The organism is Ruegeria sp. C2 (assembly GCF_056537765.1).
In genome coordinates this window covers 513689-529785 of sequence record NZ_JBQFRZ010000001.1, presented here as the reverse complement: position 1 = coordinate 529785, position 16097 = coordinate 513689, and the positions used below count along the sequence as shown (strand labels likewise).

The 16097-nt window shown below is 58.9% G+C and carries 17 protein-coding genes; 4 read left to right on the top strand and 13 right to left on the bottom strand.

What is annotated here, in order from left to right; genetic code table 11:
• Nucleotides 1–51: 51 nt before the first annotated feature.
• The 4 genes from fdxA to ACR0IV_RS02665 form a co-directional block, all read right to left on the bottom strand.
• Complete coding sequence (fdxA, locus tag ACR0IV_RS02680; RefSeq protein ID WP_010439399.1) at nt 52–390, bottom strand: ferredoxin FdxA; 339 nt, start codon at nt 388–390, stop codon at nt 52–54.
• 66 nt (nt 391–456) lie between these two features.
• Nucleotides 457–822 carry an RNA-binding S4 domain-containing protein gene (locus tag ACR0IV_RS02675; RefSeq protein WP_480657994.1) on the bottom strand — a complete coding sequence of 122 codons (366 nt, stop codon included), beginning with the start codon at nt 820–822 and terminating at the stop codon, nt 457–459.
• A gap of 6 nt (nt 823–828) precedes the next feature.
• Entirely contained in the window at nt 829–3639 is a 2811-nt protein-coding gene (locus ACR0IV_RS02670) for a helicase-related protein (RefSeq protein WP_480657995.1), read from the bottom strand.
• Nucleotides 3640–3662: 23 nt separating this feature from the next.
• Nucleotides 3663–4271: a tetratricopeptide repeat protein gene (locus ACR0IV_RS02665; protein WP_480470100.1), complete on the bottom strand. Its 609-nt coding sequence runs from the start codon at nt 4269–4271 to the stop codon at nt 3663–3665.
• A gap of 30 nt (nt 4272–4301) precedes the next feature.
• Between ACR0IV_RS02665 and ACR0IV_RS02660 the strand changes: the two genes are divergently transcribed.
• The 3 genes from ACR0IV_RS02660 to ACR0IV_RS02650 all read left to right on the top strand — a co-directional run bounded on the left by ACR0IV_RS02660 (nt 4302) and on the right by ACR0IV_RS02650 (nt 7463).
• Nucleotides 4302–4592, top strand: a complete 291-nt coding sequence (locus ACR0IV_RS02660) for an SCP2 sterol-binding domain-containing protein (RefSeq protein WP_010439389.1) — start codon at nt 4302–4304, stop codon at nt 4590–4592.
• The gene (locus tag ACR0IV_RS02655; protein ID WP_480657997.1) at nt 4592–5563 is read left to right on the top strand and encodes an alpha/beta fold hydrolase; all 972 of its coding nucleotides are present in this window, start codon (nt 4592–4594) and stop codon (nt 5561–5563) included. Before ACR0IV_RS02660 ends, ACR0IV_RS02655 begins: the two co-directional genes overlap by 1 nt.
• Before the next feature lie 79 nt (nt 5564–5642).
• Nucleotides 5643–7463: a M3 family oligoendopeptidase gene (locus tag ACR0IV_RS02650; protein WP_480657998.1), complete on the top strand. Its 1821-nt coding sequence runs from the start codon at nt 5643–5645 to the stop codon at nt 7461–7463.
• 28 nt (nt 7464–7491) lie between these two features.
• Here the strand turns inward: ACR0IV_RS02650 and ACR0IV_RS02645 are convergent, their stop codons facing one another.
• From ACR0IV_RS02645 to ACR0IV_RS02625, 5 genes are all read right to left on the bottom strand, one after another.
• Nucleotides 7492–8388 (bottom strand): DMT family transporter, encoded by an 897-nt coding sequence (locus ACR0IV_RS02645; RefSeq protein WP_480657999.1) that lies wholly within the window; start codon nt 8386–8388, stop codon nt 7492–7494.
• A gap of 15 nt (nt 8389–8403) precedes the next feature.
• Nucleotides 8404–8673 carry a DksA/TraR family C4-type zinc finger protein gene (locus ACR0IV_RS02640; protein WP_480470104.1) on the bottom strand — a complete coding sequence of 90 codons (270 nt, stop codon included), beginning with the start codon at nt 8671–8673 and terminating at the stop codon, nt 8404–8406.
• 56 nt (nt 8674–8729) lie between these two features.
• Nucleotides 8730–9704, bottom strand: a complete 975-nt coding sequence (locus tag ACR0IV_RS02635) for a Gfo/Idh/MocA family protein (protein WP_480658001.1) — start codon at nt 9702–9704, stop codon at nt 8730–8732.
• A gap of 140 nt (nt 9705–9844) precedes the next feature.
• Nucleotides 9845–10741, bottom strand: coding sequence for an RNA polymerase sigma factor RpoH (gene rpoH / locus ACR0IV_RS02630; RefSeq protein ID WP_480470106.1), 897 nt, complete (start codon nt 10739–10741; stop codon nt 9845–9847).
• A gap of 147 nt (nt 10742–10888) precedes the next feature.
• On the bottom strand, nt 10889–11923 hold the full coding sequence (locus ACR0IV_RS02625) for an RluA family pseudouridine synthase (protein ID WP_480658003.1): 1035 nt from the start codon (nt 11921–11923) through the stop codon (nt 10889–10891).
• Between ACR0IV_RS02625 and ACR0IV_RS02620 the strand changes: the two genes are divergently transcribed.
• On the top strand, nt 11922–12224 hold the full coding sequence (locus ACR0IV_RS02620) for a DUF6476 family protein (protein ID WP_480470108.1): 303 nt from the start codon (nt 11922–11924) through the stop codon (nt 12222–12224). The two genes, ACR0IV_RS02625 and ACR0IV_RS02620, sit on opposite strands and share 2 nt — an antisense overlap.
• Here the strand turns inward: ACR0IV_RS02620 and nagA are convergent.
• The 4 genes from nagA to ACR0IV_RS02600 are packed head-to-tail and all read right to left on the bottom strand — an operon-like array spanning nt 12221 to nt 16010.
• Nucleotides 12221–13342: an N-acetylglucosamine-6-phosphate deacetylase gene (gene nagA / locus ACR0IV_RS02615; protein WP_480658004.1), complete on the bottom strand. Its 1122-nt coding sequence runs from the start codon at nt 13340–13342 to the stop codon at nt 12221–12223. The two genes, ACR0IV_RS02620 and nagA, sit on opposite strands and share 4 nt — an antisense overlap.
• The gene (locus ACR0IV_RS02610; protein WP_480658005.1) at nt 13339–14367 is read right to left on the bottom strand and encodes an SIS domain-containing protein; all 1029 of its coding nucleotides are present in this window, start codon (nt 14365–14367) and stop codon (nt 13339–13341) included. The genes nagA and ACR0IV_RS02610 overlap by 4 nt, the downstream gene beginning before the upstream one ends.
• Before the next feature lie 13 nt (nt 14368–14380).
• Nucleotides 14381–15136: a GntR family transcriptional regulator gene (locus ACR0IV_RS02605; RefSeq protein ID WP_480470111.1), complete on the bottom strand. Its 756-nt coding sequence runs from the start codon at nt 15134–15136 to the stop codon at nt 14381–14383.
• Complete coding sequence (locus ACR0IV_RS02600; RefSeq protein ID WP_480658006.1) at nt 15123–16010, bottom strand: glucosamine kinase nucleotide-binding domain-containing protein; 888 nt, start codon at nt 16008–16010, stop codon at nt 15123–15125. Before ACR0IV_RS02600 ends, ACR0IV_RS02605 begins: the two co-directional genes overlap by 14 nt.
• Between the last annotated feature and the right edge of the window lie 87 nt (nt 16011–16097).

Below are 16097 nucleotides of genomic sequence, written 5' to 3'. Positions count from 1 at the left end.
CGATAATGTGTCGATTGGCGCGGATACGGCTTTACTTGACCACCGAATCGCTTAACCGCCCTCACCAGGCGCTTCGGAGAAATACTTCTCCATCTTGCCTTCTTCGCCATCGCGTTCTTCGGCCTCGGGCAACGGGTCTTTCTTGGTGACGATCACCGGCCACATTTCCGAATACTTCCGGTTGAACTCAACCCATTGCTCCATGCCCGGCTCGGTGTCAGGGCGGATGGCATCTGCAGGGCACTCAGGCTCACAGACGCCACAGTCGATGCACTCATCAGGGTGAATGACCAGAGTGTTCTCGCCTTCGTAGAAACAGTCCACCGGACATACCTCGACACAGTCGGTGTATTTGCAGCCAATGCAGTTTTCGGTGACAACGTAGGTCATTGTATGGTTCCCATGTGCGCTTTGGGCGACTAGCTAATTCAGTCTGCCCGCCTCTTCAAGAGAAGATCACCCCTTTGAGGTGCGAGAAAGATCAAGCGCGCGCCTTTCTTTCTTGGTTGGGCGACCTTTTCCCTCAAAACCCGGATTCCTGGGCGGTGCATCCTGTTTTTCAGTCATATCAAAGTACAATGTTTGCGCCTCAGGCGCTGGACCACGGCGTTCACCCAGCTTTTCGATACGAACCACGCGGACGATCCGCCCCTGCGGGAAGGTCAGAACGTCTCCGGGTGCCACGGCTTGCGCCGGTTTCAGCACCCGGTTTCCGTTCAATCTGACATGTCCGCCGCTGACCTGTTTGGCGGCCAGGCTACGGGTCTTAAAGAACCGCGCCTGCCATAACCATTTATCAATCCGCAGCTTGGCCTCGGCCATTGTCGGTCAGTTGCCGTCCTTCAAACCCATCAGCGCGGCGGCGAATGGGTTGTCAGGATCAATTGCCTTTTCCTTTTTCGGAGGACGTGACGAGAAGCTCTTGGCACCCTGCGGCTTGCCGCCCTTCTTGCCCTGCGGTCTACGACCATCCTGCGGCTTACCACGTGGTTTGCCCTTGCCCTGCCCTTGCTCGCGGCGCGGGCCGCGATTTTGCTGGCGCTGACGGCCCCAGGTAAAGGTATAGAGCACCTCTACCTCCGGCTCATCCGATGCTGGTTCCGCAGCGGGGGCCTCGGCTGCCGCTTCGGTGCTTTCGGGGGCTTCGGCCGATGCCTCGGCAGGTGCGCCAACCTCTTCCGTTGCAGCCTCTGGTGCAGGAGTCTCTTCGACCGCAGGTTGCTCCGCCGCCTCTGCCACAGGCTGTTCTGCGACGACCGTTTTAACCTTTTCACGCTCGCCGCGTTCGGCCTTGTATCCCAGGCCCTGCATCAGATCGGCGAACTGATCCAGTGTCATGCCCGTGATCGACAGCATGTCGGGTTTGGCTTCGAACCCACCCCGACTGTCTTCGGACCGCAACATATCGGCCAGGCGTTCCAGCATGTCGATCCGGATCGAGCGTTCGCCCGCGTCGCGGTAGCCGCACATGGTGTCATAGCCCTGCGGCGCATCCTTGGCGACCGGTACAGTGACCAGACCCGGAGGCGGTGCTTCGGGGAATTCCTGCAGACCACTGGACAACGCCCACAGCACAAGACGCAGGCGCGTGGGCGCAGGTTTCAGCAACAGTGGCATGAAGATGGTGAACTGGCCAAAGCGGATGCCGTGCTTGCGCAGCGCGCCGCGGGCGTCCTGATCCAGATCCTTGACCTCTTGCGCGACTTGCGCGCGGGGCAGAACGCCCAGCGCCTCGACCATGCGGAAGGCGAAACCTTTGGCCAGACCGGACAGTTCCTCGTCCCGCGACAGGTTCAGCAGCGGCTCGAACAGCGCGGCCACTTTGCGGTCGATGAAGTGCTGCAACCGGCGCTGCACTTTCTGTTCGACATCTGGCCCTGCGGCTTCATCCACAAAAACCTCGACCATCGGTTTGAGAGGCTCTGCCCCGGCAACCAGTTTGCCGACGGCATATTCGCCCCACATCAGGCCACCCTGATCGGTGAAATCAATTTCGGTATCGGGCGCGTTGTAGAAGCGGTCGGCACGCAGATGGAATTGCGGCGCGAGAGCTTGCAGGGAAGCCGATTTCAAAGCTTTCGCCTCAGCCCCTTGCGCGCTTTTGTCCGGTGTAAACCGGAACCCTTCCAGACGACCGACGAATTCGCCTTCGACGGTCACTTCACCCTTGTCATTTACTTCGGCCAAAAGGGCCTCCTTCTGTTTGAGCCGGCGCAGCAAGACGGATGTGCGCCGGTCCACAAATCTCTGAGTCAGACGGTCATGCAGAGCGTCCGACAGCCTGTCTTCTACAGTGCGTGTTTCCTCACGCCAATGCGATTCGTCACGCACCCAGCCGTTTCGTTGCGCAACATATGTCCAGGTGCGAATATATGCCAACCTTTTGGAGAGCGCATCAATATCTCCGTCCGTTCGGTCGATGCGGCGGATTTGCCGCGCCATGAAATCGTCGGGGATGGATTGGCGTTCGTGCAGGTGACCATAGATCACTTCGAGCAGGCTGGCATGTTCCGCGTGGCTGATACCGCGAAAATCGGGGATTCTGCACACATCCCAGAGCAAGCGGACGGATTGGCCATCGCTGGCACGGGCCATGATTTCGGTAATCTGCGACAGCGATTTCAATACGTTCAGATCGTCGGCGGGGCGCGCTTTGATCAGGTTTTCACTATCGGGGCTGACCTCAAGCGACTCGATCAGCGCTTCGATAGAGCCGAAGCGCAAAGCAGCATTCCGCCAGTTCAGCTTTTTCATCGGCGTAAATCTGCTGTCCATGATGGCCTGCGCGACGCCCTCATCCAGCGGCGGGGCTTCACCGGTCACACCGAAAGTGCCGTCAGACATGCCGCGCCCGGCACGGCCAGCGATCTGGGCCAGCTCGTTCGGAGCCAGCGGACGCATCCGACGACCATCGAACTTGGTCAGGGACGAAAACGCCACATGATTGACGTCAAGATTCAAGCCCATCCCAATGGCATCGGTGGCAACCAGATAGTCGACCTCGCCATTCTGATAGAGGTCCACCTGCGCATTCCGCGTGCGCGGGCTGAGCGCGCCCATGACCACAGCCGCCCCACCCTTTTGACGGCGAAGCAGTTCAGCGATGGCATATACGTTTTCGACCGAAAACCCGACGATGGCACTGCGTGGGGGCATCCGGCTGATCTTCTTGGACCCGGAGTAGACAAGCTGCGACATCCGCTCGCGCCGGACAAACTGCGCCTCGGGCACAAGCGCAGCGATCGCGCCGCGCATCGTGTCGGACCCCAAGAACAGAGTCTCGTTTGTCCCACGGGCGCGTAGCAGGCGGTCAGTGAACACATGGCCACGTTCGGGATCAGCACAGAGCTGGATTTCATCGATGGCTACGAAATCCGCACCCATGCCCTCGGGCATAGCTTCGACCGTGCAAACCCAATATTGCGTCCGGGGCGGTACGATCCGTTCCTCACCCGTCACCAACGCGACAACCGATGGGCCGCGAATAGCGACGATCTTGTCGTAAACCTCACGCGCGAGCAGACGCAGAGGCAGGCCGATGACACCGGTCCGGTACCCCAGCATACGTTCAATCGCGTAGTGAGTTTTACCTGTGTTCGTTGGGCCAAGTACGGCCACGATTCGGGATGACCCGCTCACCTTTGCCCCCTGCGCCCTGAGACTTACAGCGCCTTGCCTTCAACCTGAGGCTTCAGCCGATTCACGGCATTGGTTACTTCTTCGTGGTGGGGATGTATAGCCAGCGCACGCGAATAGGCATCAAGCGCTTGTTCGGGCTTTCCAACGATCTCGAAGATCAGGCCGAGGCCGTAAATGGCCTCATAATTGTTCGGATTGAGAGTCAAAGCATGCTCAAGATCCGCCGCCGCCATTCCAAACCGATCGATACCAAAGAAGGCCGAGGCGCGCACGTGCCAGCCTTCAGCAAATTCAGGCGCGTGATCCGTGAGTGCGGTCAGATGATCCAACGCGGCTTCGACATCGCCATCCTCAAGCGCCTCGCGTCCACGCTCCAACAGCAAATCCGCCGAGGCCGATCCCGACAACGACCACAACGCCTGCAATTGCCGATCAAGACCGATGGCTTGCTCGGGCGTCGATTGCGCCAGTTGTTGCAGCAGCACCGCCTCATCCCGCGAATCCGCCTCTTGCGCAGCGCAAGTGGTGGAAAACGTGACTATCGCAGCAAGTGCCGCGACGGTACCTTTGAGATTGTTGATTGCAATACCCATAACAATGGTCAGTGTAGCGTAGCGACCGGGGATGTCCATTCACGGCGCATGAACAATATGAGGAAGACCATGAGCGATATTCTGGAAAAAGCCGCGGCGGCATTGAATGAGAAACTGTCGGGCGGTGATTTCGACGCGTCAGCCAAATTTGCAATCGCCGATCTGGGGTCAATCATTCTGGACGCAAGCGGTGCGCGGGTCAGCGATGACGAAGCTGATGTGACCCTCAGCGCTGATGCAGATACGTTCGAGCAGATCCTCAGCGGTGACCTAAACCCGACCGGGGCCTTCATGTCCGGCAAGCTGAGCGTAGACGGCGACATGGGAATTGCCATGAAACTCGCCTCGGTGCTGGCCTGATGGAGTACACGCCGGCCCCCTTATTCGAAGACGTGGCCGGCGGCCCTGCCGGTGGTGCGGCGCATTGGCTGACCACCGAAGACGGTAAACGCATCCGGGCGGCGCATTGGCGCCCCGATGGTGACGCGCGCGGTACGGTGATGCTGTTCCCCGGCCGTACGGAGTATATCGAGAAATATGGCAACGCAGCCAAAGAGTTCGTGAGTCGCGGCTTTGCCAGCATGTCCATAGACTGGCGAGGTCAGGGCCTTGCAGATCGCCTGTTACCAGATGCGCGTGTCGGACATATCGAACAGTTCACCGATTACCAGCATGACGTTCGCGCGGTGCTCGAGATGGCGGAACGTCTTGAACTGCCCAAACCCTGGTACGTGATCGGTCATTCGATGGGCGGAGCCATTGGACTGCGCGCCGTGCTGGAAGGCTCTGATTTCGCCGCCTGCGCCTTCACGGGGCCGATGTGGGGCATTTTCTTCACGCCGATCATGAAGCCGCTCAGCCAATTGACCGCCTATTGGGGGCCGCGTTTGGGATTGGGTGAGAAAACTCCACCCACAACGTCACTGGAAAGCTATGTGGTCTCGCAACCCTTCGAAGGGAACGTTCTGACCCGCGATCCCGAGATGTACCAGATGATGCGGGACCAGTTGGCTGCGCATCCGGAACTGGCGTTGGGCGCACCATCCACGATCTGGCTGCGCGAGGCGCTGGACGAATGCGTCTGGCTGATGGAGCAGAACGCGCCCGACATCCCTGCCCTGACCTTCCTCGGAAGCCATGAACAGATCGTCGACCGCAAGGCGATCCGTGCCCGCATGGCGAACTGGCCCAGCGGTACTCTGGTCGAGATACCCGACGGCGAACACGAGGTTTTGATGGAAGGACCCGACGTGCGCGGGCCAGTGTTTGACCAATTGGCCGCGCATTTCTTGGCAGCTAGCGCAAAGCCGAAACCCGAGCCCTGTCACTAAGGCATCGGCCTACAGGTTGCTTGTGATCCGGGTGCGCCGGGCCTAGATGTTTGCCAAAGCTATTTATTCGAGGTGATCCATGCGCGACCTACCCTTTCCCGTCCGTGACGCAAATGCCAGCGGCGGTTCCGATGATCTGGGCAATCTGCCGGAATGGGATTTGGCGGATCTCTATGCCTCGGAAGACGCACCAGAACTGTCCCGCGATCTGGATTGGCTGGAAGGCGAATGTGCGTCCTTTGCCGCGGATTATGAGGGCAAGCTGGCCGATCTGGATGCCGCTGGTCTACTGACCTGCGTACTGCGCAACGAAAAGATCAACGCCATCGCTGGACGGATTATGTCTTTTGCGGGCCTGCGCTATTACCAGCTGACCACTGATGCAGATCGCGCCAAGTTCCTGTCGGATATGCAGGAGAAGATCACCGTCTTTACCACGCCGCTGGTCTTCTTCACGCTTGAAATCAACCGCATAGACGATGATGTGCTGCAGGCGCATTTCGACGCCAATGCTGATCTGGCGCGGTACGAACCCGTGTTCCGCCGCATCCGTGCGATGAAGCCTTATCAGCTGTCCGACGAGTTGGAAAAGTTCCTGCACGACCTCGGCGTTGTAGGTGACGCTTGGGAACGTCTGTTCGACGAAACCATCGCGGGCTTGACCTTCACCGTCGATGGCGAGGAACTGAATATCGAAGGCACGTTGAATCTGCTGACGGAACAGGACCGCGCCAAACGCGAGGCCGCCGCGCGTGAGCTGGCCAGCGTTTTCCAAAGCAATATCAAAACTTTCGCGCGCGTTCATAACACTCAAGCCAAAGAAAAAGAGATCGTCGACCGCTGGCGCAACATGCCAACCGCTCAAACCGGTCGCCATCTGTCCAATGACGTCGAGCCCGAAGTTGTGGAGGCTCTGCGCGAGGCTGTCGTGGCCGCCTACCCCAAGCTGAGCCATCGTTATTATGAGTTAAAGCGCAAATGGCTGGGTCTGGACGTCATGCAGGTCTGGGACCGTAACGCGCCGTTGCCAATGGAAGATACCCGCTTCGTCGACTGGGACGAAGCCGAGAAGATGGTGATGGATGCCTACAACGCCTTTGATCCGCGCATGGGCGAAATCGCGGCCCCTTTCTTCTCGAAAGGTTGGATCGACGCGGCGGTGAAGCCCGGCAAGGCTCCGGGTGCGTTCGCCCATCCCACCGTCACTGAAGTTCATCCCTACGTGATGCTTAACTATCTGGGCAAACCGCGCGACGTGATGACCTTGGCACACGAGCTTGGTCACGGCGTACATCAGGTGCTGGCCGCCGATCAGGGTGAGATGCTGTCGTCGACCCCACTGACGCTGGCGGAAACCGCTTCAGTCTTCGGGGAGATGCTGACCTTCCGCAAGATGCTGGATAAGGCCGAAACGCCGGAACAGCGCAAGGTGCTGCTGGCGGGAAAGGTCGAGGATATGATCAACACGGTTGTCCGCCAGATCGCGTTCTATGACTTCGAGTGCAAACTGCACGCGGCGCGACGCGAAGGTGAGTTGACCCCCGATGACATCAACGCGCTGTGGATGAGTGTTCAGGCCGAAAGCCTTGGGCCCGCGTTCGAATTCATGGACGGGTATGAGACCTTTTGGGCCTATATCCCGCATTTCGTCCATTCGCCCTTTTATGTCTACGCCTACGCCTTTGGCGACGGCCTCGTGAATGCGCTCTACTCGGTTTACGAAAGCGGGGCCGACGGGTTCGAAGACAAATATTTCGAGATGCTGCGCGCCGGTGGATCAAAGCACCACAAAGAGCTTCTGGCCCCGTTCGGGTTGGACGCCAGTGACCCGGAGTTCTGGGACAAAGGCTTGTCGATGATTTCAGGCTTCATTGACGAATTGGAAGCGATGGAAAGCTAAATGGATGAGGCGGCCACTACGGGCCGCCTCATCCATCTTTGGCCTTCGTTATCGTGGTCAGAAAGATTGCGGCGACAATTAAGACCGCTCCGACAACGGCCAGAGGTGTGATGGTCGCGCCAAGGAACAGCGCCGAATTTATAAAGGTGAACACAACCGATGCTGCGAACAGCAGTGTTGCCGTCAGCGTCGATACCCGCGCAGCGGCCTCATACCAAAGATAGTAGGCAAGTGCGGTGGGCAGAACGCCAAGCAGGAACAGGAAAACCAGATCATTGGCGGTGGGCATCTGCAGCGAGAAGGCCGCGAGTGGTACCAACAGCACTCCGGAACACAGGAAGATCCCAAACAGGAAATTCAACCTTTCTGCGGTTGTTTCCGAAGACTGCATTGCTCGACTGCTTGAGATCAGGAACACAGCCCAACTGAGCCCTGCCCCGATCTCCATCAGATCGCCCAACAAGGGCTCACCTCCGCCTTCAAAGTCACGATAGACGGTGAGGACCACGCCCAATATCGCCAGCAGCGTCGCCAGAACCTCGGTACGACCGACAGGTGTATCGGCGAAGAAGTACAGGAATATCAACACGAAGAACGGCGCGGTATTCTCAAGCACCATCGCATTTGCGGCGCCGGTGTGCTCCAGACCGATATGGAAGAGAATATAGTTCACTACCGTCGACAACACCGCCAACCGGAAGTTCCAATCTCCAAACCGGATAGAAACTTGCGCCCCCATCAGGCGTAACATGCAGTACATCGCTAGGGCCGCAATGAATAGCCGAGATACAGCGATCTGCAACCCACCCAGATCGCTGGTCAGGTATCGCACGATTACACTATGCGTGCCCCACAAAAACGCGGCGAGAAAGCCAAGAACCAAACCGTTTTGCAGCACTGAATTTTTCTGCGACTGATCCTGCACCGGTTGCTCCAAGCGCTATTTCAATTGGCTGTCCTTCGATCCGCGTCGATTGATCCCGCCACGCGCCTTGAAACTGCTGTCACGCTCCTGCTGGCAGTCCAGACATAGCTTAACACCTGGCAGAGCGGTGCGGCGCTTCTCGGGGATCGGCTCTTCGCATTCGGCACAATGGGTCAGGCTTTCGCCCACGGGACGTTTTTGCGCCTGCATCCGCGCCAACTCGTCCGAGATCGATGCTTCGATTTGTTCGCTCACCGCGCCGTCGCGCGCCCAACCACCGGCCATGGAGCCCTCCTGATCCAGTCGAAGCAGAATAGTCGATACGCCCGGCCCGAGGCAAGCTACAGCGATACGGCGTTGTCAAAGACCTGATCGATCACCTCTTGCGTGCCGCGCACAAATTCCAACGGGCAAGGATATTCTGCGCCTTCGCGTATCGTCCGACCAAACGCCTCGACCTGCAATTCATAGTGGTTGTCACCGGGGAAGCGGGTCACTTGCATATCAAGGCCGGGGCGATGCAATTCGACCCGTGCTTCGCCAAAGACGCGCGCATTGAAAGGCGCGGTCAGGCGGATCACACCGCCCTCACCGTGAAACTCCATCTCTTGGTGGGGATGCATCCGGGTTGAGACATAGCTGGAGTAGGTAAAGTCGGGAAACTGCGCGCGAATTTCGGTGAAGACATCAACGTCATTCTCCCACCGGATGGCTCCGCTAACCGAGGTCGGCTCTTGCCCAGTTGCATATCGCGCGCTGCCGATCACATAGACGCCAATGTCGCGCAATCCGCCGCCGCCGGTCTCTGGCCGGTTGCGAATATTGCCTGTGTCCGCGCGATTGTCATAGCTGAACACGCCGGTTACGTGCACAAGCTTTCCGATCGCCCCCTCAGCAATCAGTTTACGAGCCAGCTGCCATTGCGGGTGATGTACGATCATGTATGCCTCAGCGGCCAGCAGACCAGTCTGATCGCGTTTAGCAATCAACTGATCGAATTCTTCGGCACGCATGGTTATCGGCTTTTCGCACAAGACATGCTTGCCTGCGTCCAGCGCCTTGAGGCTCCATTCCACGTGCAGGTGATTGGGCAATGGTATGTAGACCGCATCAATCGACGGGTCGGCCAGCAGATCATCATAGCTTTGATAAACGCTAAGATCGGGGCAGAATTGCTGGAACGGTTCGGCCTTGGAAGGGTCAGAGGTCGCCAGACCGGATAGGCGCGCGCCCTGGGCTGCATGAATTGCCGGCCCCATATGCTGGCGCGCAAATTTCGAGGCCCCCAGAATGCCCCATTGAACCGGTTTTTGCATGATCGTTCCTCCCCTGCCTCGTTAGCGCTATCGCATCATTATCAGCGCAGGACATTCCTGTCATGCGCTCCGCCACCCTTGCCAAAAGAAAACCGGCCTGAGCACGTCAGGCCGGTTGTTGTTTCAACAGTGCGACAGGATCAGACTGAGCCCAGCATGCCTTTTTCACGCGCCAGCTCACGCATCTTTTTCTGCAACTTCTCGAACGCGCGCACTTCGATCTGGCGAATACGCTCGCGGCTGACATTGTACTGCGTGCTGAGTTCCTCAAGCGTCACAGGCTGATCCATCAACCGGCGCTGGGTCAGAATGTCTTTTTCGCGATCATTCAGCACATCCAGCGCAGCGGCCAGCAATTCACGCCGAGCCTCAAGCTCATCCCGCGCTTCATAGTCACCCGCCTGGTCAGCGTCTTCATCCTCCAACCAGTCCTGCCATTGCATAGTGCCTTCGCCTTCGGACCCTACGGTCGCGTTCAGCGAGGCATCGCCACCGGACATTCGGCGGTTCATGCTGATCACTTCTTCCTCGGTCACGCCGAGGTCTTGGGCAATCTTGGCAACGTTTTCGGGACGCATATCGCCCTCTTCCAACGCACCGATGCGGGCCTTGGCCTTACGCAGGTTGAAGAACAGCTTCTTCTGCGCCGAGGTTGTACCCAGCTTCACCATCGACCACGACCGCAGGACATATTCCTGAATCGAGGCGCGAATCCACCACATGGCGTAGGTTGCCAGACGGAACCCTTTCTCGGGGTCGAATTTCTTGACCGCCTGCATCAGGCCCACATTGGCCTCGGAAATCACCTCAGCTTGCGGCAGACCATAGCCGCGATATCCCATGGCGATCTTGGCCGCGAGACGCAGATGCGACGTGACCATTTTATGCGCGGCCTCGGTATCCTGTTCCTCGACCCAGCGCTTGGCCAACATATATTCCTCTTCCGGCTCCAGCAGTGGAAACTTGCGAATCTCCTGCATATAGCGGTTCAGACCACCCTCGGGTGTCGGTGCCGGAAGATTTGAGTAATTTGCCATTTATTTCCGTCCCTTGGACAAATGTTTAAGCCCTTAACATGGGATATGGGTACCAGACCCGACATATTCAAGAGGATCAACTACCAGTCTGAAATTAACCTGATGTAAAGAAAAGCTGAAATTGCCGGTTTCACAAGCCTTTGCAGTTTATGTCACCGGCTGCCGCAACGCAGAAATCAGATCTTCCATATCCTGCGGCAACGGCGCCTCAAATCGCAGCATCTCGCCCGAGACCGGATGTTCAAAGCCCAACACAGCAGCGTGCAGAGCCTGCCGGGGGAAAGAACGCACAGCCTCGGACGCCTCAGGCGCAAAGGCCTTCGCGGCCAATTTGCGTTTGCCACCATAGACCGGATCGCCAACCAACCCATGGCCGGCATGGGCCATGTGAACACGGATTTGGTGCGTCCGCCCTGTCTCAAGCCAGCATTCAATCAGTGACAAGCCACCGGGTTTGCCAAAAACCTCAACAATCCGCGCCCGGGTCACAGCGTGGCGGCCACCGTGAAACAGCACGGCTTGCCGTTGCCGGTCGGTCTTGTGCCGCGCCAGTTGCGTCGTCAGTCGCATGATGTTGCCCGGCTCAAAGCTCACGCCCTTTATCCCACGCAAGCGCGGATCGTTCGCATCGGGAACACCATAGCAAACCGCGCGATAGTAACGTTCAACGCTGTGCGCCTCGAACTGAGCTGCCAGCCCGTGATGTGCCGCGTCCGACTTAGCCACGACCAGCAGGCCGCTGGTTTCCTTGTCGATCCGATGCACGATGCCCGGGCGCTTCACGCCTCCTACGCCCGATAAATCATCGCCGCAGTGATGCAGCAAAGCATTGACCAGAGTCCCATTCGGGGAGCCCGGCGCCGGATGCACCACCATCCCCGCAGGTTTATTAATGATGATCAGGTCGTCATCCTCATAGACAACTTCCAGCGGGATATCTTCGGGACCAATATGGCTGTCTTCAGCCTCGGCCACGGTGATCCCGACCTGCGCACCTTCGGCAATTCGAGCTTTTGGATCATCGACAACCGCTCCATCGACCGTCACCGCCCCGTCACCGATCAGGCGGGTCAGGCGGGTGCGCGACAGGTTCTCTTCCGCTGGCACATCCCGCGCAAGCGCCTTATCAAGGCGGGGCGGCGGCGCGGCCGCGATGTGAAACTCTATCAGGCGGGTGCCCATGACTGTCCCTTCCGAACCTCAGGAACCGCAGGAAACACCACAGCTTCGGTTGCTGCGGCGCATGGTCATGCTGTTGACCGCGGTAATGATTGGCGGGGTTCTAGTGACATTCGCCCTGATTGTCATCCGCCTATCGGATCGCACCCCGACGCTGCCGGATCAGATCGAATTGCCCGATGGCGCGCGCGCGCAGGCGCTGACCATTGGCAGCAACTGGTATGCTGTTGTCACCGACGACAATCGCATCCTGATCTTCGACAAGACGACAGGGAAACAGCGGCAGGAAATCACGCTGGATTAAACCGGGTTCGCTTTGCTCAGGTCTGAGGTAATCCGAATTGTGCCGCTGAGCGTCAATGGTGTCGGACCCGCGTTGATCAGTTGAGCGGGAATGCGTGTGGCCGCAGCCAATGCATCGGCCAATGAGATACCCACCTCACCCGTCAGGACCCGAATTGCGGTCGTCAGATCGAGATCGGCCCCCGCCAGAGTACCGTCCTCTAAAGTCAGCCTACCCTGCTCTCTCTGGATGAGCCGCCCTTCCAGTTGGAACTCATGAAGGTCAGTGCCCGCGACGGCCATCGCGTCACTCACCAGAAAGATCTTCCCGGGACCGCGTTTGGCAGCAAAAGCGGCGCGCATCGTTTCGGGATGCACGTGCACGGTATCCGCGATCAGTCCGGCTGACAGATCCCCGTTGGAGAGCGCCGCACCCACTAAGCCGGGTTCCCGGCTGCCAAACTGGCTCATCGCGTTGAACAGATGTGTCACGCAGCGCGCGCCAGCTTTCACATATTCCGTGCAGGTGTCGAACGGCGCATCGGTGTGGCCTAGCGAAACGATGACGCCTGCGCGGCTCAGAGCATCAACCTGATCAGTCGTCACGTTTTCCGGTGCCAAAGTGACCATCAACGCAGGCAATGCACGCGCCGCTGCCAGATATTGGCTTAGGTCGTTGTTGTCCATCGGACGTATCAGAGCACCGTCATGCGCCCCTTTACGTTTAACTGACAAATGCGGCCCTTCAAGGTGCAGACCCGCAATGCCCGAAACCCCACGCTGAACAGCCTGTATCGCGGCCTCAATAGCAGCTGAAGTCTTCTCAGGCGTGTCCGTAATCAGCGTCGGCAAGATCGATACCGCCCCAAGCCCACGATGCGCCTCAGCGATTCTCTGCAGGGTGTCGACCGAGGGATCGTCGTTGAACATCACCCCGCCCCCGCCGTTCACCTGCAGATCGACGTAGCCGGGGCTGAGGATATCTCTGGAAAGGTCCTGGATCTCGGTACCAGACGGCAGGTCGGCTCTTGGCACAATCGCATCGAGCGTCCCATCGACGAACCGGGCGGCGTGGTCGGTGAACAAAGTCTCTCCGTCAAAGATCGGGCCGCCTGCAAAGGTGATGGTCGACGTGTTCATACCGTTTCCGTCACTTTCCTCAGATGGCGCGGGGTGTCGGGGTTGATGCCGCGACCCGTCGCGACGGTTTCCACCATGCCATAAAACGACGCAATCGCTGCGACGGGGTCCGTCATCCAATGCGCCGTCCGAACATGTGGCAGCGAGACCGCATCCTTTACCCGGTCGGTCGTGGCGAAAACCTGAGCGCCTTTTGCGGCCAAGGCATCGGCAACCTCAGCAATGTTGGCCTCAGCAGCATCGCCGGATGAGAACGCAAGCACTGGGAAACCCTGATCCACGATGGATACGGGCCCATGCAGCACCTCGGCTGAAGAGTAGCTTTCCGCGTGGATCTGGCAGGTCTCTTTGAATTTCAACGCGGCTTCGTTCGAGATCGCCCAGGAGGTCCCGCGCCCCAAAGTGAACAGGGATTGGCCATTGATCGCCTCTATCACACTACCCCAATCACAGGTGATGGCCCGCGCCAGATCCTCGGGCAGTTTGCGGATCGCCGACAGCAACGCGCCGTCGCCCTTGACCTCGGCCAGCAGCCATAGCCCTGTGACCAACGAGGTCACGAAGGTCTTGGTCGCCGCCACGCTCAGTTCCGGCCCCGCATGGATAGGTAGTGCCGCCGAGGCCGCATCCGCGAGCGCTGAATTGGTGTTGTTGGTGATGGCGACCGAATAGGCGCCGCCTTGCGTCAGTGATCGAGTCAGGCGCACGATATCGGGGCTCTGACCCGACTGCGAGACCGAGATACACAATGCGCCAGGGCAACGCATATCCACGCCATAGATCGATTTGACGCTTGGCCCCACCGAGGCCATCGGCAGCCCCAACAGCAGCTCGGAGGCGTATTTCAGGTAGCTGCAGGCATGATCGGATGACCCCCGCGCGACCGAGATCAGAAAGCTCGGATCATGATCACGAACCGCCTGCGCCGCACCCTCAATGGCCACTGCACCGTCGGTCAAAAGCCGATCAACAGCGCACGGTATCTCATTGATTTCTTGCCTCATTTGCGTGGTTTTGGTGGACATTGTGCCCGGCCTTTCAGTTTGACAGACGCAGCTCTGCCACGAAATCGTAGGCATCGCCGTGATAGATGGATCGGGTGAGTTCCGCGACGCGCCCGCTTTCAAGATAGGATGTGCGCTGGATGCGAAGACCAGCCGTGCCTTCGGCAACGTCCAAAAGGCGCGCCTCGGGGGCTTCGAGATTGATGGCCGAGATTTTCTGGATCGCGCGCACAGGGCGATAGCCTGATTGCTCCAGAAACGCATAAAGCGACCCGGTGACCTCGGTCGGGTTGGGCAGGATATCCAGCGGCAGCGCCGCGCGCTCCAATGCCATTGGCCTCCCTCCGGCGGCGCGCAAACGGTGGATGCGGGCGACCTGATCATTGGCCGACAGGCCCAGCGCCAGCATCTCATCCGGCGACGGCAGGAATATCCCCCGCTCCAGCCAGGTCGAGGTGGTTTCAAACCCGCGACGTTCCATATCCTCGGTGAACGAGGTGAGATGCGATAGCGATTGTTCAACCCGCGCAACCGGCTCGCGCACGAATGAGCCCGACCCCTGACGCTGCTCGATTGTTCCCTTACGCACCAGTTCCTGAATGGCCTTGCGCACAGTGACACGCGACAGATCAGTGAGTTCCGCGATCTCGCGTTCTGGCGGGAGGGAGCTGTTGGGCGGCAGGATGCCTTCCGCAATCCCCTGCTCAAGCCTTTGACGTAACTGCACATAACGCGGACCGGCAGTATGGCCCAGCCAGCCCTCTGGCCTCAGGAAATCAGCAACGCTCATGTTCGATCTCCTTCCTGAAAGCGTGGGCTAGCGCGATTGCGCCCGATAGCGGATCACCCAACGGCTTCATCAAATCCTGCTGCATGGGTTCTGGAAGATAGGCAGCGTATTGCGGCCCAATGCCCCCGGTCAGACAGATTGGAAGACCTGAGGTCCAGCCCATTTTCTCCAACCGGTCCCGCAGATACTCAGCGCCTGCCTGCATGATCGACTGCGCGAACGGATCCCCCTGCCCGGCATATTGAGTGACGACAGGTGCCAGAGCGCCAAACTCGGTGGGCGACATGTCAGATGCGGCTTTGACGATACCTGCCGTTCCTTTGAACCGTGACAAAAGCTGCGCAGACAGCTCAGACGGCTCACACACCGCATCAACACAATCCAGCACCTGGGACAGCGCCCGCCGCCCAACCCATTGGGCCGAGGCCTGATCCCCCAGAACCGGCCCCCATCCTCCGGCGAAGCGCGGCTTGCCTTCAAGCTGCGCAGCCAGGAAAGACCCTGTGCCACAATGGGCTACAAAGCCATCACCCGGCCCGAGCGCCCCACGCAGGGCCGACGGTCGGTCATCCTCTATGCGCACATCTGAAAAAGGCAGCGCCCCGGCCAAGCGATCCGCGATAGATTGACTGGTAATCCCTGCCAACCCCAGATAAGCCGGCGCATCTGCGACCTCGGTCAGGTCAACACCCGCCTGCCGACTCACCGCAGCTAAACCCTGCTTAAGCTCAGCACAGGATGCGTCAAAATCAGTAGATACATTCGCCGCCCCAACCTCGACCTGCCAGATCCGATCACCATCGGACAAGGCAACACGGCACCGCGTGCCACCGCCATCGGCGGCCAGAACAATGGTATCAGAGGCGCGAGTCATGTTGAGACCTTTATAATACCTTTAAAAGAATTTGAAGACCAAAAAGCAACCTAACAGGCTAAATATCGCGATTTCGGCCGTCGCAAA